Origin of the sequence: Maricaulis sp. (assembly GCF_017642925.1) — a bacterium.
Taxonomy (GTDB): domain Bacteria; phylum Pseudomonadota; class Alphaproteobacteria; order Caulobacterales; family Maricaulaceae; genus Maricaulis.
Map to the genome: position 1 here is coordinate 80,043 of NZ_JAEPOL010000005.1, position 24,420 is coordinate 104,462.

At 66.0% G+C, this 24,420-nt stretch carries 26 protein-coding genes and 1 pseudogene; 11 read left to right on the plus strand and 16 right to left on the minus strand.

Annotated features, from left to right (window positions below; all coding sequences use genetic code 11):
* Nucleotides 1-12: 12 nt before the first annotated feature.
* Entirely contained in the window at nucleotides 13-603 is a 591-nt protein-coding gene (locus JJ918_RS05605; RefSeq protein WP_291884375.1) for a TetR family transcriptional regulator C-terminal domain-containing protein, read from the plus strand.
* Here JJ918_RS05605 and JJ918_RS05610 read toward each other — a convergent pair.
* From JJ918_RS05610 to JJ918_RS05625, 4 genes are read right to left on the minus strand one after another with little or no spacing between them, the layout of a single operon-like run.
* Nucleotides 600-1,151, minus strand: a complete 552-nt coding sequence (locus tag JJ918_RS05610) for a GNAT family N-acetyltransferase (RefSeq protein WP_291884377.1) — start codon at nucleotides 1,149-1,151, stop codon at nucleotides 600-602. The genes JJ918_RS05605 and JJ918_RS05610 overlap by 4 nt on opposite strands.
* Entirely contained in the window at nucleotides 1,141-1,449 is a 309-nt protein-coding gene (locus JJ918_RS05615) for a DUF1778 domain-containing protein (protein WP_291884379.1), read from the minus strand. Before JJ918_RS05615 ends, JJ918_RS05610 begins: the two co-directional genes overlap by 11 nt.
* 55 nt (nucleotides 1,450-1,504) lie before the next feature.
* A complete protein-coding gene (locus JJ918_RS05620; protein WP_291884381.1) occupies nucleotides 1,505-1,813 on the minus strand; it encodes a hypothetical protein in 309 nt (102 codons plus the stop codon).
* 21 nt (nucleotides 1,814-1,834) lie between these two features.
* Complete coding sequence (locus tag JJ918_RS05625; protein ID WP_291884384.1) at nucleotides 1,835-2,749, minus strand: SDR family oxidoreductase; 915 nt, start codon at nucleotides 2,747-2,749, stop codon at nucleotides 1,835-1,837.
* 50 nt (nucleotides 2,750-2,799) lie between these two features.
* On the opposite strand from JJ918_RS05625, the gene JJ918_RS05630 reads away from it, so the two are divergent.
* On the plus strand, nucleotides 2,800-3,408 hold the full coding sequence (locus JJ918_RS05630; RefSeq protein ID WP_291884388.1) for a TetR/AcrR family transcriptional regulator: 609 nt from the start codon (nucleotides 2,800-2,802) through the stop codon (nucleotides 3,406-3,408).
* A gap of 97 nt (nucleotides 3,409-3,505) precedes the next feature.
* On the opposite strand, the gene guaA is transcribed toward JJ918_RS05630, so the two are convergent.
* Complete coding sequence (guaA, locus tag JJ918_RS05635) at nucleotides 3,506-5,080, minus strand: glutamine-hydrolyzing GMP synthase (protein WP_291884391.1); 1,575 nt, start codon at nucleotides 5,078-5,080, stop codon at nucleotides 3,506-3,508.
* A gap of 233 nt (nucleotides 5,081-5,313) precedes the next feature.
* Here guaA and JJ918_RS17230 point away from each other — a divergent pair.
* From JJ918_RS17230 to JJ918_RS05655, 3 genes and pseudogenes are all read left to right on the plus strand, one after another.
* A pseudogene (locus JJ918_RS17230) lies at nucleotides 5,314-5,910 on the plus strand (YceI family protein).
* 102 nt (nucleotides 5,911-6,012) lie between these two features.
* Entirely contained in the window at nucleotides 6,013-6,810 is a 798-nt protein-coding gene (locus tag JJ918_RS05650; RefSeq protein ID WP_291884400.1) for a sulfotransferase, read from the plus strand.
* A complete protein-coding gene (locus JJ918_RS05655; protein WP_291884403.1) occupies nucleotides 6,803-7,639 on the plus strand; it encodes a sulfotransferase in 837 nt (278 codons plus the stop codon). The genes JJ918_RS05650 and JJ918_RS05655 overlap by 8 nt, the downstream gene beginning before the upstream one ends.
* A 192-nt stretch (nucleotides 7,640-7,831) precedes the next feature.
* Here the strand turns inward: JJ918_RS05655 and JJ918_RS05660 are convergent, their stop codons facing one another.
* From JJ918_RS05660 to guaB, 4 genes are all read right to left on the minus strand, one after another.
* Nucleotides 7,832-9,145, minus strand: coding sequence for an RsmB/NOP family class I SAM-dependent RNA methyltransferase (locus JJ918_RS05660; RefSeq protein WP_291884406.1), 1,314 nt, complete (start codon nucleotides 9,143-9,145; stop codon nucleotides 7,832-7,834).
* A gap of 127 nt (nucleotides 9,146-9,272) precedes the next feature.
* On the minus strand, nucleotides 9,273-9,641 hold the full coding sequence (locus tag JJ918_RS05665) for a DUF3088 family protein (RefSeq protein ID WP_291884408.1): 369 nt from the start codon (nucleotides 9,639-9,641) through the stop codon (nucleotides 9,273-9,275).
* Nucleotides 9,638-10,054: an MAPEG family protein gene (locus JJ918_RS05670; protein ID WP_291884411.1), complete on the minus strand. Its 417-nt coding sequence runs from the start codon at nucleotides 10,052-10,054 to the stop codon at nucleotides 9,638-9,640. Before JJ918_RS05670 ends, JJ918_RS05665 begins: the two co-directional genes overlap by 4 nt.
* A 124-nt stretch (nucleotides 10,055-10,178) precedes the next feature.
* The gene (gene guaB / locus JJ918_RS05675; RefSeq protein ID WP_291884413.1) at nucleotides 10,179-11,648 is read right to left on the minus strand and encodes an IMP dehydrogenase; all 1,470 of its coding nucleotides are present in this window, start codon (nucleotides 11,646-11,648) and stop codon (nucleotides 10,179-10,181) included.
* Between the two features lie 184 nt (nucleotides 11,649-11,832).
* Here guaB and JJ918_RS05680 point away from each other — a divergent pair, with 184 nt between their 5' ends.
* The 4 genes from JJ918_RS05680 to JJ918_RS05695 all read left to right on the plus strand — a co-directional run bounded on the left by JJ918_RS05680 (nucleotide 11,833) and on the right by JJ918_RS05695 (nucleotide 15,319).
* A complete protein-coding gene (locus JJ918_RS05680) occupies nucleotides 11,833-12,093 on the plus strand; it encodes a type II toxin-antitoxin system ParD family antitoxin (protein WP_291884415.1) in 261 nt (86 codons plus the stop codon).
* Nucleotides 12,090-12,407, plus strand: a complete 318-nt coding sequence (locus tag JJ918_RS05685) for a type II toxin-antitoxin system RelE/ParE family toxin (protein ID WP_291884418.1) — start codon at nucleotides 12,090-12,092, stop codon at nucleotides 12,405-12,407. The genes JJ918_RS05680 and JJ918_RS05685 overlap by 4 nt, the downstream gene beginning before the upstream one ends.
* Before the next feature lie 6 nt (nucleotides 12,408-12,413).
* Nucleotides 12,414-12,848, plus strand: a complete 435-nt coding sequence (locus JJ918_RS05690; RefSeq protein ID WP_291884421.1) for a hypothetical protein — start codon at nucleotides 12,414-12,416, stop codon at nucleotides 12,846-12,848.
* A gap of 425 nt (nucleotides 12,849-13,273) precedes the next feature.
* Nucleotides 13,274-15,319 carry a bifunctional diguanylate cyclase/phosphodiesterase gene (locus JJ918_RS05695; RefSeq protein ID WP_291884422.1) on the plus strand — a complete coding sequence of 682 codons (2,046 nt, stop codon included), beginning with the start codon at nucleotides 13,274-13,276 and terminating at the stop codon, nucleotides 15,317-15,319.
* Between the two features lie 21 nt (nucleotides 15,320-15,340).
* On the opposite strand, the gene JJ918_RS05700 is transcribed toward JJ918_RS05695, so the two are convergent.
* Both JJ918_RS05700 and JJ918_RS05705 read right to left on the minus strand, forming a co-directional pair.
* A complete protein-coding gene (locus JJ918_RS05700) occupies nucleotides 15,341-16,096 on the minus strand; it encodes an RlmE family RNA methyltransferase (protein WP_291884424.1) in 756 nt (251 codons plus the stop codon).
* Complete coding sequence (locus tag JJ918_RS05705) at nucleotides 16,093-17,199, minus strand: Ppx/GppA phosphatase family protein (protein WP_291884426.1); 1,107 nt, start codon at nucleotides 17,197-17,199, stop codon at nucleotides 16,093-16,095. The genes JJ918_RS05700 and JJ918_RS05705 overlap by 4 nt, the downstream gene beginning before the upstream one ends.
* Nucleotides 17,200-17,431: 232 nt before the next feature.
* Between JJ918_RS05705 and hspQ the strand changes: the two genes are divergently transcribed.
* Entirely contained in the window at nucleotides 17,432-17,767 is a 336-nt protein-coding gene (hspQ, locus tag JJ918_RS05710; protein WP_291884429.1) for a heat shock protein HspQ, read from the plus strand.
* Between the two features lie 205 nt (nucleotides 17,768-17,972).
* On the opposite strand, the gene JJ918_RS05715 is transcribed toward hspQ, so the two are convergent.
* The 5 genes from JJ918_RS05715 to JJ918_RS05735 all read right to left on the minus strand — a co-directional run bounded on the left by JJ918_RS05715 (nucleotide 17,973) and on the right by JJ918_RS05735 (nucleotide 23,200).
* On the minus strand, nucleotides 17,973-19,457 hold the full coding sequence (locus JJ918_RS05715; RefSeq protein WP_367277652.1) for a class I adenylate-forming enzyme family protein: 1,485 nt from the start codon (nucleotides 19,455-19,457) through the stop codon (nucleotides 17,973-17,975).
* A 381-nt stretch (nucleotides 19,458-19,838) separates the two neighbouring features.
* A complete protein-coding gene (locus tag JJ918_RS05720) occupies nucleotides 19,839-20,846 on the minus strand; it encodes a fumarylacetoacetate hydrolase family protein (protein WP_291884434.1) in 1,008 nt (335 codons plus the stop codon).
* Between the two features lie 61 nt (nucleotides 20,847-20,907).
* Nucleotides 20,908-21,903 (minus strand): hypothetical protein, encoded by a 996-nt coding sequence (locus tag JJ918_RS05725; protein WP_291884439.1) that lies wholly within the window; start codon nucleotides 21,901-21,903, stop codon nucleotides 20,908-20,910.
* Nucleotides 21,904-21,939: 36 nt separating this feature from the next.
* Entirely contained in the window at nucleotides 21,940-22,569 is a 630-nt protein-coding gene (locus JJ918_RS05730; RefSeq protein ID WP_291884441.1) for a carbonic anhydrase, read from the minus strand.
* A 163-nt stretch (nucleotides 22,570-22,732) separates the two neighbouring features.
* Nucleotides 22,733-23,200 (minus strand): tetratricopeptide repeat protein, encoded by a 468-nt coding sequence (locus JJ918_RS05735; RefSeq protein ID WP_291884443.1) that lies wholly within the window; start codon nucleotides 23,198-23,200, stop codon nucleotides 22,733-22,735.
* Between the two features lie 212 nt (nucleotides 23,201-23,412).
* Between JJ918_RS05735 and JJ918_RS05740 the strand changes: the two genes are divergently transcribed.
* Nucleotides 23,413-24,321 carry a LysR family transcriptional regulator gene (locus JJ918_RS05740; RefSeq protein WP_291884445.1) on the plus strand — a complete coding sequence of 303 codons (909 nt, stop codon included), beginning with the start codon at nucleotides 23,413-23,415 and terminating at the stop codon, nucleotides 24,319-24,321.
* Nucleotides 24,322-24,420: the final 99 nt, after the last annotated feature.

Genomic DNA, 24,420 nt, shown 5'->3' on the forward strand with positions numbered 1-24,420 from the left:
AAGAGGGACGCGATGTCAGATGTGAAGAAACCCCGGGGCAGCGGCCGCGAGCGGATATTCCGGGCGGCGGTCGAAGTGTTAATGGAGAGCGGTCTGGAAGCGGCCCAGACCCGCAGCGTCACCGAGCGCGCCGGTGTGGGCACCGGGCTGCTGAACCATTATTTCCGCTGGCCGGTGCTGCGGGCCGCGGCCTGGGAAGCGGTATTCGAGGACGCTCCGGCCGACATCCGGCGTGCCGACGAGACGCCCCGCGCCGCGATCGAGCGTTTCATGGCCGAGGCCTTTGCGCCGGAGGCCCGGCTTTACTGGCGGCTGTGGATCGATGCCGAACGGCTGGCGCCGCACGACCCGCCCATCGCCGAAGCGCTGGACCGGATCCGCACGCAATTGCGCAGCGCCCTCGCCCGCCTGCTCGCCGACGGGGTCTCGTCCGGCGACTGGCAACTCCCCGACCCGGCCGCTACAGCCCTGCGCCTCGACGCCCTGCGCGACGGCCTTGCCGGGCTTATCCTGGCAGGCGATCCGGCGATGAATGCGGACACGGCGCGGCAGCACCTGGAAGCGCTGTTTGCGATGGAGTGCGGTGTGGCGGGCGGAGGCTAGACGACAGGGCCCTGGATGATCGCGCGGACCTGCTTCATCGTCATGAACATGCGGCCGGCCCGGCTGGCAAAATCCTGGAATCCGAAATCCCGATACCAGGCGCAGCGACGGGCGAATGCGGCCTCGCCGCCATCGTCCATCACATCGAGGACCAGGGCAAAGCAGCCGGCTTCCTGGCTGATCCGGCCGGCTTTCTCGAAAACGTGGTGCATCAGGATCGAGCCGATCCCCCGGCCTTGCACGGATTGGCTGACAGCAACCTGTCCGAGGAAAAGAGCGGGCAGTTCGCCATGAGCGGGCGTACCGCGCGGCTTTTTGGGCAGCTCCGTCACATCCATCATGCCCAGATTGATGGCGTGGTAGCCCAGGACCCTGTTATCGCCATCAGCGATGATGACATAGACCCGGGTCATGTCATCGATTTGCTGCCGCTTCGCCGTCAGCTTGAGATAATTGTCCAGCCGCTCAACGCCGCATGAAAAACCGGCGCGGTCATGCCGCGCCGGGTCAAACTTTTCTATGCGCAGATCGACGCCGTCAGTCGGCATGCACAACGCGGCGGCGATAGGCTTTTGCAGCCTCCAGGGCCCGCGGCGTCGGCGGCAGATCCGCATCCAGGGCCGCGGCAAACCGTGCTGCGTCCTCCGCCGAGAGCACGTGACGCGATTGCGCCTCGATCACACGCGCGGCCTCATTCTCGATTGCAGCGCGCAGGAAGACCGACTTGTCGACACCCAGCGACGTCGCCGCACGCTCGATCATCTCGCCAAGCTGATCGCCATGACGGATTTGCGTTGTGCGGGTCTGCTTTTCAGGTGTGCGGCCGGGGCCGGTAAAATTGAGCATCGCAAGTCTCCTCACCGCAATGTAGTGCACGAAGCACTACAAATCAATGAAGCCCCTACTCCCACTCAATCGTCCCCGGCGGCTTGCTGGTCACGTCATAGACCACCCGGTTCACACCGCGGCATTCATTGATGATGCGGGTGGCGACGCGGCCGAGGAAGTCGTGTTCGAACGGGTAGTAGTCGGCGGTCATGCCGTCGACCGACGTCACCGCGCGCAGGGCCAGGACGTGGTCATAGGTGCGCTCATCGCCCATCACGCCGACCGTGCGCACCGGCAGCAGCACCGAGAAGGCCTGCCAGATCTTGTCGTACGGGTCCGCCTGGGCGCAGCGGCATCTACGCGCGTGACGCCGGCGCGGCATGGCCGCGCCGGTCGGCCGGCCTCATCCGAACGAAACGCTGGTCAGCGCCTCGGATCTTTCCCAGAGGCGGGCGGCGACCGTTCCGTCCAGGGCCTGGGGCGGAATTCTTGCAGGACCTGGGGAGCCGCGCAGTTCGCTGAGGCCCTGCGGCCCGTAATATCCGCCGGGCGAGACCTCAAGCGCGGCAGCGGCGTACAGGGCCGGCAAGGCGCCCTGCTCCGCCGGCTGGAACAGAAACCAGAGCAGGGATCGGGTCAGGCCCGACGCGCTCCAGCGGCCGGGCGCATTGTGGAGCAGGCTGGTGCGCGCGATCCCCGGATGCGCGGCCATGCCGGCGACGCCCCAGCCAGCGGCTTCGCTGCGCCGCTGGAACTCCAGCGCGAACATCAGGCACGCGAGCTTGGACTGGCTGTAGACGGCCATCGGCCGGTAGCTGGCCTCAGCGTTCAGATCATCGAAATCGATGGCGCCGCCACGCGCGGCGATGCTGGACAGCGCGACGACGCGCGACTGCTCGGCGTTGCGCAGCAAAGGCAGCAGCCGGCCGGTCAGGGCGAAATGGCCAAGATAGTTCGCGCCGAGCTGAAGCTCGAAGCCGTCGGCCGTCACAAGCCGCCGCGGGGGCGTCATCACGCCGGCATTGTTGATGAGGATGTCGACCCGGTCATGCCGCGCGGCGAGGCGTTCGGCGAAGGCTGCGACCGAGGCGAGGCTCGCCAGGTCCAGCGCCTCGAACCGCACCCGGGCCGCCGGCGCCGCGGCGGCGATCCGCGCCACGGCCTCCGCGCCCCTGGCCGGATTGCGGCCCGCGACGAGAACCTCCGCCCCCGCGCGCGCCAGAGCCAGCGCGTTCTCGACCCCCAGACCGCCCGTGCCGGTGACGACCGCCAGGCGCCCCTGCTGTGACGGGATATTCGCTGCCGCCCATTTCGTCATGGAGACCGGCCTTTCCTGATTGTTGCACTCAGTGCAATTATCAAGGCGCCATGAACAGCGACGACGAAATTTCACCCCCGGGCGAAGGCAAGCGCGAGCGCAAGCGCCGCGAGACCCTGGCGCGCATCACCGATGTGGGCCTCCGCCTCTTTCTTCAGCGGGGCTATGACGCGACGACGCTCGACGAGATCGCCGCGGAGGCTGGGATCTCCCGCCGCACTTTCTTCCATTATTTCAAGTCGAAGGATGAGATTCTGCTGTCGCTGCAAAGCGATATGGGCCTGCGGATCGTGCGCGCGCTGGAGGACGAACCGGCCGACAAGCCGCCACTGGAGGCTATTCGCGACGCGGTCCTGGAGGTGTGCAACACCATCCCCGCCGACGAGATGCTGGCCATCGACCGGCTGATGCGCGCCAGCCCGGTGGTGCAGGCGCGCAAGTTGGCCAGCTATGTCGAGCACGAGGCCACGTTGTACGCCGCCCTGCGTCGGAAATGGCCCGGGGAGCAGCGGCAGCTGGCCCTCCGGCTTGTCTCCATGATGTCCATCGGAGCGCTGCGCCTGTCGACCGACGCGTATCACCGCGAAGACGGGGCGCGACCGTTCGGAGACTTGCTGCGAGAGGCTTTCGCGGCGCTCGGCGGCGAGGCCAATCCGTAGGAGACTTCGCTTTATTTCGGTCGCATGGCGATAGCGCCGGGACCGGAATTATAGATGGCGTCCAAGAGCATCAGGGGGCTGCCCGCAAATTGCCCCCCTACTCCCACTCAATCGTCCCCGGCGGCTTGGACGTCACATCATAGACCACCCGGTTCACGCCGCGGCATTCATTGATGATGCGGGTGGCGACCCGGCCGAGGAAGTCGTGTTCGAACGGGTAGTAGTCGGCGGTCATGCCGTCGACCGACGTCACCGCGCGCAGGGCCAGGACGTGATCATAGGTGCGCTCATCGCCCATCACGCCGACCGTGCGCACCGGCAGCAGCACCGAGAAGGCCTGCCAGATCTTGTCGTAGAGGCCTTCCTTGCGGATCTCGTCGATATAGATCGCGTCGGCCTTGCGCAGGATGTCGGCCTTTTCCTTGGAGACGGCGCCGGGGATGCGGATCGCCAGGCCCGGCCCCGGGAAGGGATGCCGGCCGACAAAGGCTTCCGGCAGGCCCAGCTCGCGGCCCAGCGCGCGCACCTCGTCCTTGAACAGTTCGCGCAGCGGTTCGACCAGCTGCATGTTCATGCGTTCCGGCAGGCCGCCGACATTATGGTGCGACTTGATGGTGACCGAGGGGCCGCCATCGAAGCTGACGCTCTCGATCACGTCCGGATAGAGCGTGCCCTGGGCGAGGAAATCGGCGCCGCCGGCCTCTTTCGCCTTGGCCTCGAAGACGTCGATGAAGAGCTTGCCGATCGTCTTGCGTTTCTTTTCCGGATCGTCGATGCCGTCCAGCGCCTCGAGGAAGAGTTTCTCCTCGTCGGCATGGACGAGCGGGATGTTGTAGTGCTCGCGGAACAGGGTCACCACCTCGTCCGCCTCGCCCAGGCGCATCAGGCCGGTATCCACGAAGACGCAGGTCAGCTGGTCGCCGATGGCCTCGTGCAGCAGCACGGCCACGACCGAGCTGTCGACACCGCCGGAGAGGCCGCAGATCACCTTCTTGTCGCCGACCTGGGCGCGCACCTTGGCGATCGCCTCGTCCTTGAAGGACTTCATCGACCAGTCGCCGGTCAGGCCGGCAATCGTGTGGGTGAAATTGCGCAGCAGGGCGGCACCGCGCGGCGTGTGCACGACTTCCGGGTGGAATTGCACACCGTAGAAACGGCGCGCCTCGTCGGCGATGGCGGCAAACGGGGCATGACCCGATTTCGCAATCACCTTGAAGCCCGGCGGCAGGGCCGAGACCCGGTCGCCATGGCTCATCCAGACACGTTCCTCGTGACCGACCGGACCGAAGCCCTCGAACAGCGGGCTGTCCTCGATCAGGGTGATGTCGGCGCGGCCGAACTCGCGATCGTCCGAAGCTTCCACCGCCCCGCCCAGCTGGGCACACATGGTCTGCTCGCCATAGCAGATGCCCAGCACCGGCAAGCCCCGGGTGAAGACGCTGTCATCGGCGCGGGGCGAGTTGTCCCAATGCGTCGAGTGTGGCGAGCCGGACAGGATGATCGCCCGAGGGTCGAAATCGTCGATGAAGGCAGCATCGGCGCGATTATAAGGGTGGACTTCGCAATAGACGCCACTCTCGCGCACGCGGCGGGCGATCAGCTGGGTCACCTGGCTACCGAAATCGATGATCAGGAGTTTCTGGTGGTTCTGGTCGATAATATCGTCGGTCATGCGCGCACGGGCCTGCAGGCGCAGGCCTCCCGGAGGTCAAATTGTGAGGAAAGGGCCGAGTCGAGGTTCAGCATGCGGCCGGATAGCGCGTAACGGGCAAATTGGCTAGAGGGCACGGGCGTCCCGTGTGCAACCGGGCAGATATTTTCCCCGCGGCCGTTCCGGTTTCCCTTGATCCCGGCCCCGGCGGGCTTCACCTATAGGGAACTCGCACGTGCAATCAGGAGAGTCTCATGCGCCGGTTTCGCCATGCCCTTCTTCCCGCCGCTCTCGTCCTCGCGGCCTGCGCCCAGCCCGCGGCACAGGGCAATGACTGGCAGCTCGATCGCGAGACCTCCTCGGTCGGCTTCGTTTCCATCAAGTCCGGCGAGATCGCGGAAGCGCATCATTTCACGAACCTCACGGGTTCGGTTGCGGAAGACGGCACAGCCGAGCTCCTGATCGCGCTGGACAGCGTGGAAACCGGCATCGAGATCCGCAATGAGCGCATGCGGGAACATTTCTTCCAGACAGGCGAGTATCCGCAGGCGCGCCTGACCGCCCAGATCGACCTGGCCGCCCTGACCGGCCTGTAACCGGGCCAGCGCACCACCCTGCCGCTGCAGGGCACGCTGGAACTGCACGGCGTCAGCCTGCCGGTTGAAACAGATGTCACCGTGACCGATCTCAATGGCGAGCGGGTGCTGGTGGAGACCACGCAGCCGGTTCTGCTCCACGTCGACGACTTCGGCCTGACAGACGGTCTCGCCACGCTCCAGGACCTGGCCGGCCTGCCCTCGATCACACCGGTCGTGCCGGTGACGGCGTCACTGGTGTTCGAGCGGGAATAGCTTGCATTAAATCCCTGTAATACATTGAATTAGTTTAACTTAAAAGACAGCCGCGCGTCATTGTAGACGCCCCACTCTCGTCACAGCGAGGGATGCGGCGCGATGCAATATGCAGTGGGGAAATCTCCGATTTTCATCGGCGGCGCGCCGCGCTCCGGCACCACGCTCTTGCGCGCCATCGTCAATGCCAGCCGCAATATCGTCTGCGGGCCGGAGATGCGCGTTATCCCGGCGCTGTGCCATCTGGCAGAGCAGATCGAGACTTCCCATCTCGACGTGCTTTCAGCCGATTATGGCCTCGATGCAGACGCGCTGAACGCCCGTTTCGCCCAGACCATCGATACCCTTCTGTCACCTTTGCACGCCCGTACCGGCGCGCGTGTGGCCGAGAAGACGCCGGCCAACATCCTGCACTTCAGCCAATTGCGCCGGCTCTTCCCGGACAGCCCGCTGATCGGGATCGTGCGCGACGGGCGCGATGTCGTGGCCTCCCTCCTCTCGATGAACTGGCGCGACAATCAGGGCCGGCCGATGGCCATCACGCAGGATGCCGGTGCCGCCGCCGAACTCTGGATGCGCAGCATCGAGTCCGGCGCCCGGATGCATGACGATCCGAATTATCTGGAACTGCGTTACGAACATCTGGCGACCGATCCGGAGCGCGAAATCGGACGGCTGTTCGACAAGCTGGGCGAAAACGATGCCGCCAAGGCTCGTGCCCTTGATCATGCCCGCCATTTCGACCGCACGGCCGGCCAGTCGGAATCCAGCGCCGAACGCGTCGCCCAGCCGATCGACGCCTCGGCAATCGGTCGCTGGCAGCGCGATCTCGATGACCGCCAGCTGGCACAGATCGACGCTGTTGCCGGCCGCGTCCTGCGTACGCTCGGCTATGCCTGAGCCGGCTGACCCCGCCCCCGGCGACGGTCAACGCCTGGTCTTTGCCGGCGGCTGCCCGCGCTCCGGCCTCACCCTGCTGCGCCGGCTCGTCGAGCCGCACAGCCGCATCCATTGCGGGCCAGATACCGGCCTGCCGCCCGCTATCGCCATGCAATGGCAGGCCTTCGCCAGCCAGCTGGGCGATCTGCACGCGCGCGATTTCGACCTCCAGGCCGAAGACATGCGCCATGCCATGGCGGAACTGCTGACGGGTCTGTTCGAGGTGCCGCTGGCGGCCGATCCGCGCCGCGTCCTGATCGAGAAGACCTCGCTCAACATCGCCGCGTTCGAACAGCTCGGGCGCCTGCTGCCGCAGGCGAAGTTCATCCATGTCGTGCGCGACGGGCGCGATGTGGCCGCATCGCTGCTCGCGCGCGACTGGCGCGATGCCGACGGCCAGACCTATCCGCATGTCAGCCGGCCCGATGCCGCACTGAAATACTGGTTCGACCTCACAGGGATCGGCCTGCGCGCCGAACGCGCCCTTGCCGGCCGGATCCACCGGGTGCGCTATGAGGATCTGGTCAAACGCCCCAAGGCCACGCTGACGGCGCTGACAGCCTTCCTGGGCCTGGGCTACGAGCCCGCCATGCTTCACTTCGCCGGCCGGCCTGTGGAGCTGAAAGGGCTGGAGCGCGACAGCCTGCCCCTGATCAATTCAGCCCTGACCCAGCGCCGCATCGGTGCCGGCGCGGCGCTCGACGCGCAGGTCTCGCCGGACATCCGGGCCCGGCTGGACGCGCTGGGCTATGCGGCGGCTCCGGGACGCCGCCGCAAGGTGCGCGGCTAGCCCACCGACTCGTCCTTCCCCTTGATGGGGAAGGTGTCCGGCGCAGCCGGACGGAAGGGGTGAACCCCGGTGATGGCCTTTCAGGTGCGTAGCCGGAAACACCTTGCTCCCACCCCATCCACCCCGCCTTCGGCGCGGTCCCCCTGCCCCATCAAGGGGCAGGATGACGCGGGTGGCGCCAAAGCCGCCAGCCTACCCCACCCGCTCCATCACGCAGATGTAGAAGCCGTCGGTATCCGTCCGGCCGGGCGAAAGCTGGATTGCGCCGTGTTCACCGACGCAAGGCTCCAGCATTGCGCGGGCGCCTTCGGCGAGGTGGCCGCTGGCTTCGATCACATCCAGCGCCGGGACCGGTTTGAATGCATCGGTGCGGTCGAGGAAGGCCGTGACCCGGTCGCCATTCTCCTCGGGCAGGACCGAACAGGTGACATAGACCAGACGGCCGCCGGGCTTCACATAGCGCCGGGCGCGCTCCAGCACCGTGTCCTGCTCGGCCATGCGCTTCTCCAGCGCGGCCGGTTTGAGACGCCATTTCGCATCGGGCCGCCGGCGCCAAGTGCCGGTTCCGGTGCACGGGGCATCGCAGAACACGACATCCATTTTCTCAACAAATTCGGACAAAGCCTTGTCTTCATTGCCGTCATGGACCTGAACATTGCGCGACCCGGCTCGCTTCAGACGCGGCCAGATGGCCCGCAACCGGCGCCAGTCCAGATCCCAGGCATGAACCTGTCCGGTATTCATCAGCAGCGCTGACAGGGCGAGCGTCTTGCCGCCTGCACCGGCGCAATAGTCCAGGATCTGCTGGCCTGGCTGGGCGCCCGCGGCCAGGGCGGCCAGCTGCGACCCGGCATCCTGCACCTCGACCCAGCCCTTGCCATAGGCGGGAATGCTCTCGGCGGCGGCCGCCTTGCCGCGCGGATCGCGCTGGGCAATCCGAATACCCGAGCGCACCAAAGGGGTATTTTCGGCCGCTTTGAGTTTCGACGATACTTCCTTGAAAGCCTTGTCGAAATCAGCTTTCAGTTCATTCACTCTCAGATCGACCGGGGCGCGGGACGAGAGGGCATGCCCCTCCTCGGCCGCCGCATCGCCGAAGGCGCGCAGCAGGCTCTCTTCCAGCCATTCGGGCACATCGGCCCGCACGTGGAGCGGAGCATCGGAAATATCGCGGACAAGGCCGGCCCGTTCCGCTTCGCTCAGCGGTTCGGGCGCGTGCTCGTCGCCCTCGAACAGGGCGTCGATCTCGTCAGCGGACAGTCCCCAGATACGGCCGACCGTCCCCAGGGCCAGCGCCCGCGCCGAACCCTCTCCCATCGCATGGGCGATCGATGCCTGGTGCCGCAACGCGTCGAGCACGAGGCCCGCAATCCAGGCCCGGTCGCCGGATCCGGCAAAGCGGTGCGCCTTGCCCCAGTCGCGCACGGCGTCCTTCACCGGCTGGTGCTGACGCGTCAGCGTGTCGAGGATTTCAATGGCCGCAGCGATACGGGCGCCGTCTCTCATGGGGTGCGATCCTGTGCATCTGACGTCCCGGCATAGCGGGGAAGTCGGCCGGCGCAAAGCGCCGGATCAAAAGGGCGCCTTCCCTAGCGCAAGCCGGGCACGCCGGACAGTGCCGCACGCAGGGCCGCTATTTCGGCCGGGCTCCGCCATGGGTGGCGGCGAGCTGGCGGCAGATCGTCTTGGGATCGGTGAAGATGCGAAGGCCGTTCACCACGGCCTCCGGCTCTTCGTGCGCCACCGTGTCCCCGGCGAGGATCAGGGTCGGCGCGTTCTGGTGATCGGCATCCAGCAGCGCGACGATCTCGGCCCGCGGCCGGGCATAGTCGACGCGCACCAGGGTGATGGCATCCACCCAGTGCGGATTGACCGCAAGCGCGCCCTCCATTGTGCAGCAATCGGCGCACAGCCAGGGACCGCCATCGGCGTCATCCCACTGGCCGGTCAGCAGGAAGAGCACATCTTTGGACAAATCGAGCGGCGGCTGGTCCTGCATCATCGGGTCAGCACCTCAATGGCCATGAAGACCCAGAAAGCAGCCAGCACGAGCACGCTTGCCAGGAAGGCTGCGAAACGGTGCAGCATGTGATTGGTGGTGATGTGGATCGCGACATGCACGATGCGCAACCCGACCCAGATCCAGGCCAGGGTGAGCAGGAGATCTCCGGCGACGCCGAACACGCCTGCGAACAGCACCCCGGCATAGAAGAGGATCGGTGTTTCCAGCTGGTTCTGATAGGCGTTGGAAACTTGCATCGACCGTTTCGGCCACGCCTTCTGCCCCAGCGCCACCTCGGACACTTTCACCTCGCCCCGCCGGATTGCAGCGGTCCGGGTCAGCCCGGTCGCAATCACCAGCGCGAAGGTCAGCGCCACCTGCACCAGGACCGGATAGAGAAAAGCCGTGTTCATTGCATCACTCCCCTTTTGCAGCCGCTCGTCCGGCGGCCCTGCGCGACCCTAGGCAGGCTTTCCGGCGAACGACAGCCATCCGCGATGGATGGCTGCCATACACCGGTTTTGGCAGCACCGCCGCCTAGCTCGTCGTCGGGTAGTTCGGCGCTTCGCGCGTGATCTTCACGTCGTGCACATGGCTTTCGCGCAGGCCCGCATTCGTAATGCGCACGAATTGCGCGCGATTGTGCAGATCGGCAATCGTGCGCGAACCGGTATAGCCCATGGCCGCCCGCAGACCGCCCACCATCTGGTGCAGGATCGGACCGACCGGCCCCTTGTAGGGCACCTGGCCCTCGATCCCTTCGGGCACCAGCTTCATGCGCTCGGTATCCTTCTGGAAGTAACGGTCGGCAGAGCCTGCCGCCATCGCCCCCAGCGACCCCATGCCGCGATAGGATTTGTAGGATCGGCCCTGGTAGAGGAAGACCTCGCCCGGCGCTTCTTCCGTGCCGGCCAGCAGCGAACCGATCATCACGCAGTGCGCGCCGGCCGCGATGGCCTTGGCCATGTCGCCGGAGAATTTGATCCCGCCATCGGCGATGATGCAGGCATCGGAGCCTTCCGCGGCGCGGCGGGCATCCATGATCGCCGTCAGCTGCGGCACGCCGACCCCGGCGACCACGCGCGTCGTGCAGATCGAGCCCGGCCCGATCCCCACTTTCACACAGTCCGCACCGGCATCGATCAGCGCCCTGGCACCGTCATAGGTCGCCACATTGCCGGCCACGACGCGGGCGGCATTCGACGCCTTCTTCACCCGGGTGACCTGGTCGAGCACAGACTGGCTCTGGCCGTGGGCGGTGTCGATCACCACCACGTCCACGCCGGCGTCCATCAGGGCCTCGGCGCGCTCGAAACCGCTGTCGCCGACCGTGGTGGCCGCCGCGCAGCGCAGACGCCCCTGGGCGTCCTTGGCGGCCATCGGGAAGGCCTGGGCCTTTTCCATATCCTTGACCGTGATCAGGCCGATACAGCGATCCTGGTCGTCGACCACCAGCAGGCGTTCGATCCGGTGCTTGTGCAGCTTGGCGCGCGCCTCGTCCTGGGAGGCGCCCTCACGCACCGTCACCACATCGCGCGTCATCAGATTGCCGACCTTCTCGTTGGGGTCGTCGGCAAAGCGCACATCGCGGTTGGTGATGATGCCCACCAGCTTGCCCGGCAGGCCGTCGCCATTGCCTTCCACGACGGGAATGCCGGAAATCCGGTGCTGGGCGATCAGGGCGCGCAGATCGGCGAGCGTCGCGTCCGGCGAGATCGTCACCGGATTGACCACCATACCGCTCTCGAACCGCTTCACCCGGCGGACCTCTTCGGCCTGCTCGGCAATGGTGAGATTGCGGTGGATCACCGCCAGGCCGCCGGCCTGGGCCATGGCGATCGCCATGCCGCTCTCGGAGACGGTGTCCATGGCGGCGGCCATCACGGGAATGTTCAACCCGACATCGCTGGCGATGCGGGTGGACACATTGGCGTCGGCGGGGAGAACTTCGGACGGGCCGGGCTGCAAGAGCACGTCGTCGAAGGTGAGACCTTCGCGAATCTCCATGGGAGACTCCTTTCTGCTGCTTGCGGCGCGGCTTTAGTCCGGATTCGACAGGGAGGCAAGGGGGCGGGGTGCGACATCGCGGAATTGTCGCATTTGGCGGGGCCGGCACCCGGCAGGGATCTGCCGCTTATTGCCGCCCGGCCCCGCATTGGCATATATTGCCACACCGACAAAGGAGCGCCTCATGGCCACACGCAATGTTGTCCTGACCGAAGCCCAGTCCGGCCTGATTGACCGGCTGGTGGCATCTGGACGCTTCCAGAATGCCTCGGAAGCCATGCGGGCCGGCCTTCGGCTTCTGGAAACCGAGGAAGCGGAACTTGCCCTGCTGCGTGACCGGCTTCAAACCGGTATCGCGCAGGCCCGGACCGGCGAACTCGCCGCCGGCAGCGGCGAAGATGCCGTACGCCGGGCTTTCGCACAGGCCCGGGCAAGCAAGGATTGACCCGCAACTGGCGCCTCACACGGCAAGCTGAGGCCTCCCTTGTCGATATCGCCCGCTGGACCCTGAAAACCTTCGGCCCCCGCCAGGCCGAGGCCTATGAAACCGATCTCATTGCATGCTGCCATGAGATCGCAAACGGCACCCGTTTTTCACAGAGCTGCCGTCAGCTGGTGGGTGCCGAAATGACCGAAGACCTGCGCTACGCGCGCGCCGGAGAGCATTTCGTCGTCTTTCTGGAAGCCCCGGCAGAGATTGTCATCGTCGACTTTCTTCACGCCCGGTCAGACCTCCCCGGGAAACTTCGATCGGAGTAAATCAGGATGTTCGACATTCTCACCGTCATTGCCGCCTGGTTCGGCGCGATAACAGCTGCAGTCGCTCTCGTCTGGCAGATTGCAAGCGACCGAAGACGCCGGAAAGAAATTGAAGAGGAACGCCTGGAGATCGTTTCCAAGCCCGTTGCGGCTTGGCATAGGGGAACTCTAGTGCGTTACAGACCGCGTATAAGCGGACCGACATATCATTTGAAATTCAAAATCGAAGGGGCGACGTGGGATCCCCACGAAGCCAACGGCAATTGGATCGAGAGTGGTCCTAGCGGCGGCCGCTATGTAATGGTGCCAGACGCCGACGGTCGTCATCGCACACATATTATTTTCCGCTCAGGCCCGCCAGAAGGCGCCTTTGTTGACTTCAAAGTCGTTGAATCGAACTCCAACAAGCCGGTGGTCAGGCGCCGCGTATATATCGAGTAGACACACAATCCCATACTTGGGTCATCCGTCACGCCCGAACCTGTTTTGCGGGGATAACCCCGATCTTATCCCCACCCTGCAAAGACCGCGCATAATCACCCCACGGTCCGCTGTCGCCGGTGCACAGGCAAGGCGGAGCGGGTGGCGCTGAGGCGGGCACGATCGGCCGGCTTCTTAATCGGCTTCACCGGGTTGCAGACGATCCTGCGGGACTTCTCGTACCCATATTAGATACCGGATACCCCCGAAGGGTCGTCTGCAATGCCCGCCCTCCGGCGCTGACACGCCCGGAGCCGCTTTCGTACGCCCGTGAGAGATACCCCGATATCCCCAAGTAAATTGAGGACTTCCAGACACCAAATATCAACATGCCGCTGCGACAAACCGCCCCATAGCGCGACCAAAAAAGAAAGTTGGGGTTGGTCATGCGGGTGATTACCTGTCTTTTCACGGAACATAATCTCTGGCTGGTGCTGCTGGCGGCGGCGATGTGTGTCATCGGCTCCTTCGCCACGCTGCGGCTGGGCCGCCGGGCTGCGGCCAGCGAAGCCACGCCGGAGCGTCTGGGCTGGCAGTTCCTGACCGCCGTCTGTGCCGGGTCCTCGATCTGGACCACCCACTTCATCGCCATGCTGGGCTATCAACCCGGCGTCCCCGTGAGCTTCGACGCCGCCCTGACCGTCGTCTCGATGATCATCGCCATTGCCGGGACGGGCATCGGCATCCTGCTGTCGACCGCTCCGCTGGGCCGGCTGGCCAACCCGCTGGGCGGTGCCGTGTTCGGCCTGGCCATCGCAGCGATGCATTTCACCGGCATGTTCGCCTATCGCGTCGACGGGCTGGTCTCCTGGGACCAGGCCTATATCACCGCCGCCATCATCCTGTCGGTGACGCTGACCGCCCTCGCCTTCATGGGCGTGAAGCGTTGGACCACGGGCGCGATGTCCTACGCACCGGCCGGCATTCTCGTGCTCGCCATCGTTGCGCTTCACTTCACCGGCATGGCCGCCTTCGAGGTCACGCCGCTGGCCGGGATCGAGCACGGCGCCGACAGCGCGGCCTTCCGCGCGATGGCACTGTCGATTGCGGTCGCCGGCCTAGTGATCGTCGGCACCGGCATGTCGAGCTATCTGATCGACACCCGCGTGCGCGAAAGCTCCGACGAACGCCTGCGCCACATGGCGCTGCACGATCCGCTGACCGGCCTGCCCAACCGCACCAGCTTCAATGCCTGCCTCGACGCCTGGCTGGCCGAGGCCGAGGATGGCGGCGTGGCGGTGATCGGGATCGATCTCAACCGCTTCAAGGAAATCAACGATGTCTGGGGCCATGAGGCCGGCGATGCCGTGCTGTGCACCCTGGCCAATCGCCTCAAGGGCTTTGTCGGCCGCACGCATTTCGCAGCCCGCCTGGGCGGCGATGAATTCAGCGTGATCCTGCGCACCGACTCGCGCATCGGCCTGCAGGAACGCGTCGAGGCGATCGAGAGCCTGTTCAACGACCCCGTCGTGTTCGGCGAATACAAGTCGGCGACCGGCGCCAGCCTGGGCATTGCCGTCTATCCCCATGACGGGAACGACCGCGACACGCTGGTGCGCAATGCCGACCTGGCGATGTACAAGGCCAAGGTCGATCCGCTGCAGGATGTGTGTTTCTACGATACCGGCCTGGGCGAAGCGGTGCGCGAACGCCGGGCCCTGGCGAGCGATCTGCGCGAGGCCATCGAGACCGACCAGTTGCAGCTGCACTACCAGGTCCAGACCGCGATTGGCACCGGCGATATCCGCGGCTATGAGGCGCTGCTGCGCTGGACCCATCCGACGCGCGGACGCATCGGTCCGGACGATTTCATTCCGCTGGCCGAGGCCAACGGCCTGATCCTGCCGCTGGGCGAATGGGTGCTGCGCCGCGCCTGCGAGGAGGCCATGCGCTGGTCCGAACCGCACAAGATCGCGGTCAATCTCTCCGCCGTGCAGCTGACGCATACCGGCCTGCCACAGCAGATCCACCAGATCCTGATGGAAACCGGCCTGCCGCCGGCCCGCCTCGAGATCGAGCTGACCGAGACCGCCGTCATCAAGGACCGCGTGCAATCGCTGCACATCATGCGGCAGATCAAGGCGCTGGGCGTCTCCGTCGCGCTCGACGATTTCGGAACGGGTTATTCCTCGCTGGATATCCTGCGCACCTTCCCCTTCGACAAGATCAAGCTGGACAAGTCCTTCACCGAGGAACTCGAGCACGATCACCGCTCGCTCGCCGTGGTGCGCGCCATCCTGGCGCTGGCCAAGAGCCTGGGCATTCCGGTGCTCGCCGAAGGCATCGAGACCGTGCAACAGCTCGACCTGCTGCGCAGCGAAGCCTGCGACGAAGGCCAGGGCTATTATCTCGGCCGCCCGGCCCCGATGGACGTGGTCAGCAATCCCGGCAGCACGGCCTCGACGGCGGACCGGGACGACGCCGTGGCGTAGCGCTGCCGGAAGACCGGACCGTCAGGCCTTTCGGCCCCGGAATCCCGTCGCGATGACGAAGGTCTCGGCGCTCTCGGAGCGGCTGGCGTCGGGTTTGAAGTGGCGGACCTTGTCGAAATTGGCTTTCAGCAGGTCCAGTAATTCGCCCTCGGCGCCGCCCTGGAAGACCTTGGCGACGAAAAAGCCGCCGGGCTTGAGGGTTTCCAGCGCGAACTGGGCTGCCAGCTCCACCAGCGCCACAATGCGCAGGTGATCGGTCTTCTTGTGGCCGGTCGTCCAGGGCGCCAGATCCGAGATCACGGCATCGGCCGGCCCGCCCATTTCGGCTTTCACCAGACCCGGTGCGTCATCGGCCGAGAAATCGTGCTGCAGCAGGGTGGCGCCGGGGATGGGCTCAATCTCCAGCAGGTCGATCCCGACGACTTCGGCCGCATCTTTCTTCAGCGCCACCTGCACCCAGCCGCCCGGCGCCGAGCCGAGATCGACGATCCGCATGCCGGGGCGCAACAGGTGGAAGCGCTCGTCCAGCTGGATCAGCTTGTAGGCCGCGCGAGAGCGATAGCCCTCCATCTGGGCTTTCTTCACATAAGGATCGTTCAGCTGGCGCTGCAGCCAGCGCGTGGAGGAGGACTTGCGGCCGCGCGCCGTCTTGACGCGTTCGAACATCTGCTTGGCCGCACGGGCGTCCCCGCCCTTGGTGACGGGGCCGGACCGGCGCCGGCGGCGGCCGCCGCTCTCACCCTCGCCTTCGGGCTTTTCGCTGTCGTCGTCGCTCATTCTTCGCCACCCGTCTCGTCGCTGCTGCTGCGGCGCTTGCGGCGGCGCTTGCGCGACTTGCGCATCAGGTTCAGCAGCATGCCTTCGCGCAGCCCCCGGTCGCCGACGCGCAGCCGGTCCGCCGGCCAGGCCTCTGCCACCGCCTCGTAGATCGCGCAGCCCGCGAGCACAAGCTCGGCGCGGTCCGAACCGATGGTCGGTTCCAGCGCCCGGCCGGCCACATCCAGATTGCGCAGGCGCGCGCAGGCGGCCAGCGCCTCCTCGCCCGACATCCACAGCCCGTCCACGCGCGAACGGTCATAGCGCGGCAGGCGCAGATGCACGCCGGCCATCGAGGTCACCGTGCCGGACGTGCCGACCAGATGCCCCCGCCCTTCGCTGAACAGCGGCCGCATCGCCCGGGCGCCGCGCGGCGTCTTCATCAGCCCGGCGGCATAGGCCTTCATCTCATTATACCAGGCCTCGCGATCCTCGCGCTCGGGAAAGCGTTCGGACAGGGTGACGACGCCCACCGGCGTGGAGGTCCAGGACTTCATCGGCGGACGGCCGCCGCTTTCCGGACCGCCGCGCTTGCGCCATTCGGCCAGATCCACCCAGGAAAGCTCCGTCGAGCCGCCGCCGATATCGATCACCAGCGCGGCATCCTTGTCCGGATCCAGCAGGTCGACACAGCCATGCACGGCCAGCCGCGCCTCTTCCTCCGGCGAGATCAGGTCGAATTCCAGCCCGGTCTCGGTGCGCACGCGCTCGAGGAAAGCCTCGCCATTGCCCGCCATGCGGCAGGCCTGGGTGGCGATGGAGCGGTAGCGGATGGATTTGTGCCGGCGGATCTTGGAGGCGCAAATCTTCAGCGCCTCGACCGCCCGGTCCATCGCATCGTCGGAAAGCCTGCCCTCGGCGGCCACGCCTTCGCCCAGGCGCACGACGCGCGAAAAGGCGTCGATTACCTGGAAGCCGCTGCCCGTGCGGTGTGCCAGCAGCATGCGGCAGTTATTCGTACCCAGATCGATCGCGCCGTACACCGGAGACGGCGCGCGTTTGCGCCGGTTCCGTTTGCGTCCGGCGGCGACCTTCCCCGGTTCCCCGGGTGATGGCTCCGCCATGATAGTCCTCTCGCCGTCCGGCGCGCCTGGGTCCCGGAGCGGGAGCACGAACCCGCAAGGGTCCGCCGGCGCGACACGAATCGGCCTGATACCGTTTCGAAACCAGAATACTCTCCCTGCCCCGGCCTGCAAGGATGCGTGACGGATGGCCCGTGTTTTCGTAGCTTATTGCCGGAAACACCCCATATAGAAGGGTATGAACACTTTAATGGACGCGAGTCAGAGTACGCCCATGATCATTCGCCACGCCCGTTTCGGCCTCGGCGATGTGGTTCGGCACCGCCTTTTCCCCTTCCGGGGCGTGGTGGTGGATGTCGATCCGGAATTCGCCAACACCGAGGAATGGTACCAGTCCATCCCGGAGGATATCCGTCCGTCCAAGGACCAGCCTTTCTACCATCTGCTGGCCGAGAACGAGGAAAGCTATTACGGCGCCTATGTCTCGGAAGGAAACCTGATCCCGGACGCCGAGAACGGCCCGGTCAGCCACCCGCAGGTGCCGGACGCCTTCGAAGGCTTCGATGGCGAACGCTACACCCTGCGCGCCGGACCGGAGAGCGCGCACTAGGTCGATACACATACGGTGTCATTCCGGATGGACGCCCCGCGCAGGCGGGGCGCAAGCCCGGGACCCATAATCCCGGTATTCGTCCAGCTGACACCGATATCGAGCCTGCTTTCGGTTGACGGCGGCGTTTATGGGTCCCGGCCCTCCAGCCCGCCTGCGCGGGCTATCCGGCCGGGATGACAATGAGCGGCATCGTCGCCCCGCCTCAGCCCGCGTCATACCCCGCCTGCAATTCGCGCTTCAGCACCTTGCCGATGGCGCTGCGGGGGAGTTCGTCGATGATGCGCAGATCGGCGAGGCGCTGCATCTTGCCCAGTTTCGCATTGGCCCAGGCGAGGAGTTCGTCCGCGCTGGCCGCGTCCGGTGCCGACAGGCACACGAAGGCCACCGGCGTCTCGCCCCAGTCCTTCGATGGCACGCCCACGACAGACGCGTCGGCGATGGCGGCGTGCTCCATCAGCACAGCTTCCAGGTCCGCCGGATAGATATTCATGCCGCCGGAGATGATCATGTCCTTGGCGCGGCCGGCGATGGTGAAGAAGCCGTCGGCATCCATCTTCGCCAGATCGCCGGTGCGGATGAAGCGCTCGCCCTGCGGCGAAATCCATTCCGCCTCGCGCGTCTTGTCCGGCCGGCCGTGATAGCCGGTCATCATCGAGCCCGAGCGGCCGACAACCTCGCCCACCTCGCCCGGCGGCAATTCGCGCCCGTCCGGCCCGATGACGCGGATATCGTGACCGGGCATCGCCTTGCCCACCGTGTGCAGCTTGTCCGGATGCTCGTGAGCAACAAGGGCGCAGGACCCGCCGCCCTCGGTCATGCCGTAGAATTCGATCAGACCGCCCGGCCAGCGGCGCAGCACCTCGGCCTTCAGCTCGGCGGAGAAGGGCGCGGAGGTGCAGTATTTCAGGCGGAAGGCCGACAGGTCGAAAGCGTCGAAATCCTCGACCGCCAGAATGCGCTGATACTGCACCGGTACCAGCATGGCATGGGTCGCCCTGTGCTGCTGGGCCAGTTCCAGAAAGCCGCGCGCGTCGAATTTCGGCATCAGCACGACCGTGCCGCCACCGGCCAGCGCCGGCAGGAAAGCGACCAGCGTGGTGTTGGAATACAGCGGCGTCGACACCAGCCCCACCGCATCGGGACCGAACCCCGGCGGATCGGTCAGCTGATTGTGCGGCCAGCGCATCTTGTGCGACTGGACGATCCCCTTGGGCGTACCGGTCGTACCTGAGGAATAGATGATGTTGAAAGCCATCTCCGGCGTGATCTCGACCGGATCCGGCCGGGCGCCCTGCGGCGCCATCCAGCCGTCCAGCGGTTTGCCCCGCGCACCCTCTGTCAGCGCGATGAAGTCTGCCCCGATCCCGTCCGCGACCGGTGCCAGATGCGCCGAGACGCTTGCATCGGTGAAGATATGGCTCGCCCCGCAATCGGCGATCATGCCAGCAAGCTGTTCGGCCGTGGCCGAGGGCGAGAGCGGCGCGACGGCCGCACCTGTGCGCAGCGTGGCAATGAAGACGGCGACATAGTCGATCGAGGCCGCCGCACAGATCGCCACGGCACCGCCCGGCTTCACCCCGTCACGCTGCAGCGCCGCCGCAATCCGGTCGGCCCGCGCATCCAGGTCGCGATAGGAAAGACCCGCCTCGCCGCAGATTACCGCGGTTTTTTCAGGATTGGCCGCCACCTGCAGGGCGAACAGCCCGGTGAAGGTGCCGAAAGCCTGCTGCACATAATCCCGGATCGCACTCACCGCATCTCTCCCGCCATGGATTTAAAGACAGGGTATGCCTGCCCTGCCACATATTCGTGCGGAAAGGTTAGCCTTGCGATCTACGGTATGGAAGAAGCGCGGTGCAGCACGCACAACACGCCATCGCTTCATCTGTCATCCCGGCCGGATAGCCCGCGCAGGCGGGCTGCAGGGCCGGGACCCAAACGCGCCGATGTCGGCCGGAAGCAGACTTCACCGCCGAGACAGCTGGAAAGCACCGGGATTATGGGTCCCGGACTTCCGCCCGGCCCAAGGCCGGGCATCCATCCGGGATGACAGCGGGATTTGCAGCCCCTACGCCTTCACCACTTCCTGTTCGATAGCGCCGAAGATGGAGTGGCCGGTCTTGTCCTTCATCTCGATGCGCACCGTGTCGCCGTAATTCATGAAGGGGGTTTTCGGTTCGCCGCTCTCGATGGTCTCGATCATGCGGATCTCGGCGATGCAGGAATAGCCCACCCCGCCTTCGGAAATCGGCTTGCCGGGACCGTCATCCAGCTTGTTGGACACCGTGCCCGAGCCGACAATCGTGCCGGCGGTGACCGGGCGCGTCTTGGCCAGATGGGCGATCAGCTGCGGGAAGTCGAACGTCATGTCGACGCCGCACTCGGCCTTGCCGAAGGGTTCGCCATTATATTTCACCAGCAGCGGCAGATGCAGCTTCCTGCCGTCCCAGGCCTCGCCCAGCTCGTCCGGTGTCACGGCGACCGGCGAGAAGGCGCTCGGCGGCTTGGACTGGAAGAAGCCGAACCCCTTGCCCAGCTCGGCCGGGATCAGGCCGCGCAGCGAGACATCATTGACCAGCATGACCAGACGGATCGCCTTTTCGGCCTCCTCGACCGAGCAGCCCATCGGCGCATCGCCGGTGATCACGGCGATCTCGCCTTCCATGTCACAGCCCCAGGCCGTGTCGCCCAGCGGGATATCGCCGCGCGGCGCCAGGAAGGCGTCGGACCCGCCCTGATACATCAGCGGATCGGTCCAGAAGCTGGCGGGCATTTCCGCCCCGCGCGCCTTGCGCACGAGTTCGACGTGATTGACATAGGCCGAGCCGTCGGCCCACTGGAACGCCCGCGGCAGCGGCGACAGGGCTTCGCGCTCATGGAAGCGCTCACGCGGGATGGTCTCGCGCTCCAGCTCGTCGGACAGCGTGCGCAGCTCGCCCTCGCATCGCTCCCAGTCGTCCAGGGCAGCCTGCAGGGTCGGCGCGATGCGGGTCGCATCGGCGCACCAGGCCAGATCCTTCGAGACGACGACCAGACGGCCGTCACGGCTGTCCGACTTGAGCGTTGCGAGTTTCATGATCGGTCTTTCCTTCGACGTTCGTGGATACCGGCCGCCCCTCTGCGGGAACGGTCCGGCGCTAGACCAGCGCGCCGGGCAGGCGCCCGTCGCGCGGGGATTGCGGGAATACGCCGTAGCTCCAATCGACGATGGCGTCGAGCTCCGGCCCCAATTGTTCGGCGATACGTTCGGCCTCGGCGCGGCGGCGGTCCGGACCATGCGCCTGTCCCGTATCCTTGGCATCGCGCGTGAAGAGCGACCCGGAGGCCGTGGCGGTGATATGCTCGGCACCCAGTTCCAGCCCGAAAAACGCGTCGACGGCCGTCAGCCCCTGTTCCGGCGCGGCGACGAAGGCATCGCCGTCGAGCCAGGCGAAACGGTCCGCGGCGCCCTGGGCGCGTGCTTCCAGCATGGCGGCGACCTGCATCTGCCAGACGAGGGCCGCGATCTGCAGATCGGACATCTGCATCAGCTGGCGCGGGTCGGTGCGCGCGACCGGATGCCCGTCCATCGCGAAAATCGTGAACAGCCGCCGCGCAAAGGCCCGTCCCGCCTCGCCCTTCTTGGCGATAGAGATCAGGAAGGCGCGCAGCTGGGAGGTCAGGAAGAGATGCCGGCTGTCCGGGAAGAGGCGCGCCACATCGCCGATCAGATTGTTGACCGTATTGGTCGGCTTGATCGTGACATGGGCCTCGCCGGCAAAGGGCTGGCTCAGGGCACCGAGAACGGGTTTCAGCCAGCTGTCGGAGACCGCCCGGCCCTCGCGCCGCTTGATGTTGGCGACCTCCATCAGGGCGGCCGGCTCTTTCAGGCTCAGATTGACGCCCGGCCGGTCGAGACAGCGCGCCAGCAGGGTCGAGCAGCAAAAGGCGGTATGCCAGATGAAGACCGGTGCGGCCGGCTTGTCCGGCTGCGGCAGCTCGTTCAGCGATACAGGCCGGGTGCGGCAGCCGGTGCGGTCCCAGCGCTCGTCCAGGAAGGCCGTATCGGCGAGACTGTCACGCGTGACCTGGCACAGGCGCACCGCCCGGTTCTGCGCATCCAGCGCATCGGGGAACCACAGCGCGTCTGGCATGGCCGTATCCGTCAAATCCCGCTCCGCCTGCTTGTGTCAGATGTTTCCGAACGTGCCGTCTTCGCCCAGCCATTCCAGGACGCCGTCATGGATGGAGAAGCGCGCTCCGTGCAGTTCCAGCCCGCGCTGTTCGATGGCATCGCGCACGAAGGGGAATTGCTTCAGGCGCTCCAGCGAATGGCGGATCGAGACCAGTTCCAGCGTGTCGGCGATCTCGGCCAGCGGCGCATCGCCCAGCTCGCCCGTCACCTCGTCACGGGCCGGCTCCATCGTGCTCAGCCAGGGACCGAGATAGGTGTTGGGCAGGCCGTCGAGGCCCGTCGCGCAGGCTTTCACGCCGCCGCAATCGCCATGGCCCATGACCAGCACGCCCTTGACCTTGAGCACTTTCACCGCGAACTCCAGCGCCGCCGAGACGCCGTGCAGGCCGCCGCCCTCTTCGGCCGGCGGGACCAGATTGGCGACATTGCGCACCACGAACAGCTCGCCCGGCGCGGCATCGAAAATCGCAGCCGGATCGACCCGGCTGTCCGAACAGGCAATGACCAGCGTGTGCGGCGTCTGCCCGTCGGCGAGCTCGGCATAATGCGCCCGCTCGACCCGGAACCGGCCGTCCTTGAAGCGGCGATAGCCCGAAATCAGGGTTTCTGGCGGCTGAAACGACATGAACACCTCCGGCGATGCCTGGGCCCCTCAGAGGGCATCTTTGCCAGCGTTTCTAGTTGCAATCGCAATCGACGGGAACCCGCAGCCGCAGGCAAAAAAGGCCGGCCCCGCGAACGGGACCGGCCTCCAGTGTCGTGCATTTCGCCTTGGCAGTCTGGGAGGATTACCCGGCAGTCGTGCACTGAGCCATGGCCAGATTGGCCTCGACCTCGTCCTCGCCGGACGAGGCCGCATTCGCCGCCTGGAACGCCTCGACAGCGGCCGCACGGTCGCCGGACAGCCACAGGGCCACGCCGCGATTATTCATCGCGCGCCAGGCGTCGTCGCGCATCTCGATGGCCGCATCGCAGGCCGCGATCGCCATCTCGTACTCGCCGGTGGCGGCATAGGCGGCGCACAGATTGGTGTGGGCGGCCACCTTGTGACCCGGCGCACCGGAACCGGCGACAACTTCTTCGCCGAAATGGATGGCTTCCGGCCACTCGCCGCGGCTCACCGCATTGTACTGCGCGCGGATCACGCCGTTGGCGGTGCGGTGGGCGGCAAATTGCGGTTCGGCATCGCAGGACTGGGCCAGGGCCGCAGACGAAGAGACGGCCGCCAGGGCCGCCGCGAGAAACACAGAGCGCATGGTCACTCCCTCAACAAGCGCGACCCTTCGGGGGTGTCCGTCAGGGACAGAACGGGCTCCGATCCGTTCTCCAGGCCGCGCGACCATTCAAGATTGGCAGACAGCGCGGCTCCGCTCGGAAGCTGCGCCGTCCAGGTAAACAGCGTTCAGATTTAGAACTAAGTTATGCGAATGGAATTGACGAATTCAGGATTGCCGGAATACATAATCGTATGGATGACTGGTCCGATTATCTTGTCTGCCTTGCGATTTCCGAGGCCGGCAGCCTGACCGCCGCGGCGTATCAGCTGGGCGTCAGCCAACCCACCGTGACCCGGCGCCTGCAGGCGCTGGAACGCCGATTCGGCGAGCCCGTTTTCGAACGCGAAAACGGCCAGTCACGGCTCACCCCGCTCGGTCACAAGGTTATCGCACATGCCAAGCGCATGCGCGACGAGGCGTCGGCCATCGAACGCGCCGTGATCGCCCAGGACCAGTCCCTGTCGGGCCTCGTTGTGGTCTCCGCCTCCGAAGGCATCGGGGCCGACTGGCTGCCGCGCGCCCTCGTCTCCTTCCAGCGCGACAATCCGGGCATCGGCATCGAGATCGCGATCAAGAACAACTCCGCCAATCTGGCCGACCGTGAAGCCGATATCGCGCTGCGCTGGAACGGGCCGGGCACGCAGCAGAGCCTGATCGGCCGCCGCGGCGCCACGGTCGGCGCGGGCCTCTATGCCTCGAAGGATTATCTCGACCTGCACGGACGCCCCGAACAGGTCGAGGATCTCGCCGACCATGCCTGCGTCGGCTGGTCGATGGGCGATTATTTCGGCTGGCCGTCCACCATACACGGCACGCCCGTCCTGCCCCGCCATGTCTCGATGAAGGCCAACTCCCCGGCCAGCCACGTCATGGGCATCGAGGCCGGCTTCGGCGTCGGCGTCACCTCCCACCGCCTCGCCCGCCGCAACCCCAACCTGGAACGCCTCCTGCCCGACTTCGAATCCTCCCTGGACCTCTGGGTCGTCGCCCACGAAACGGTGAGAAAAAGCGCCCGCGTGCGCGCAGCCTTCGACCACATCATCGCGCAGATGCAGGCGGATGGGGCTTATTTCTCAAGGGGGGAGGCTTCGATTTTGTGAGGGGGCGGATTGGGCGCAGGAGCGGACCTAATGATCGAAGTTTTTCGCATCGAGCGTTTGATTCCGCGCGAGACATCATCAAAATCGAACAGAACTAGG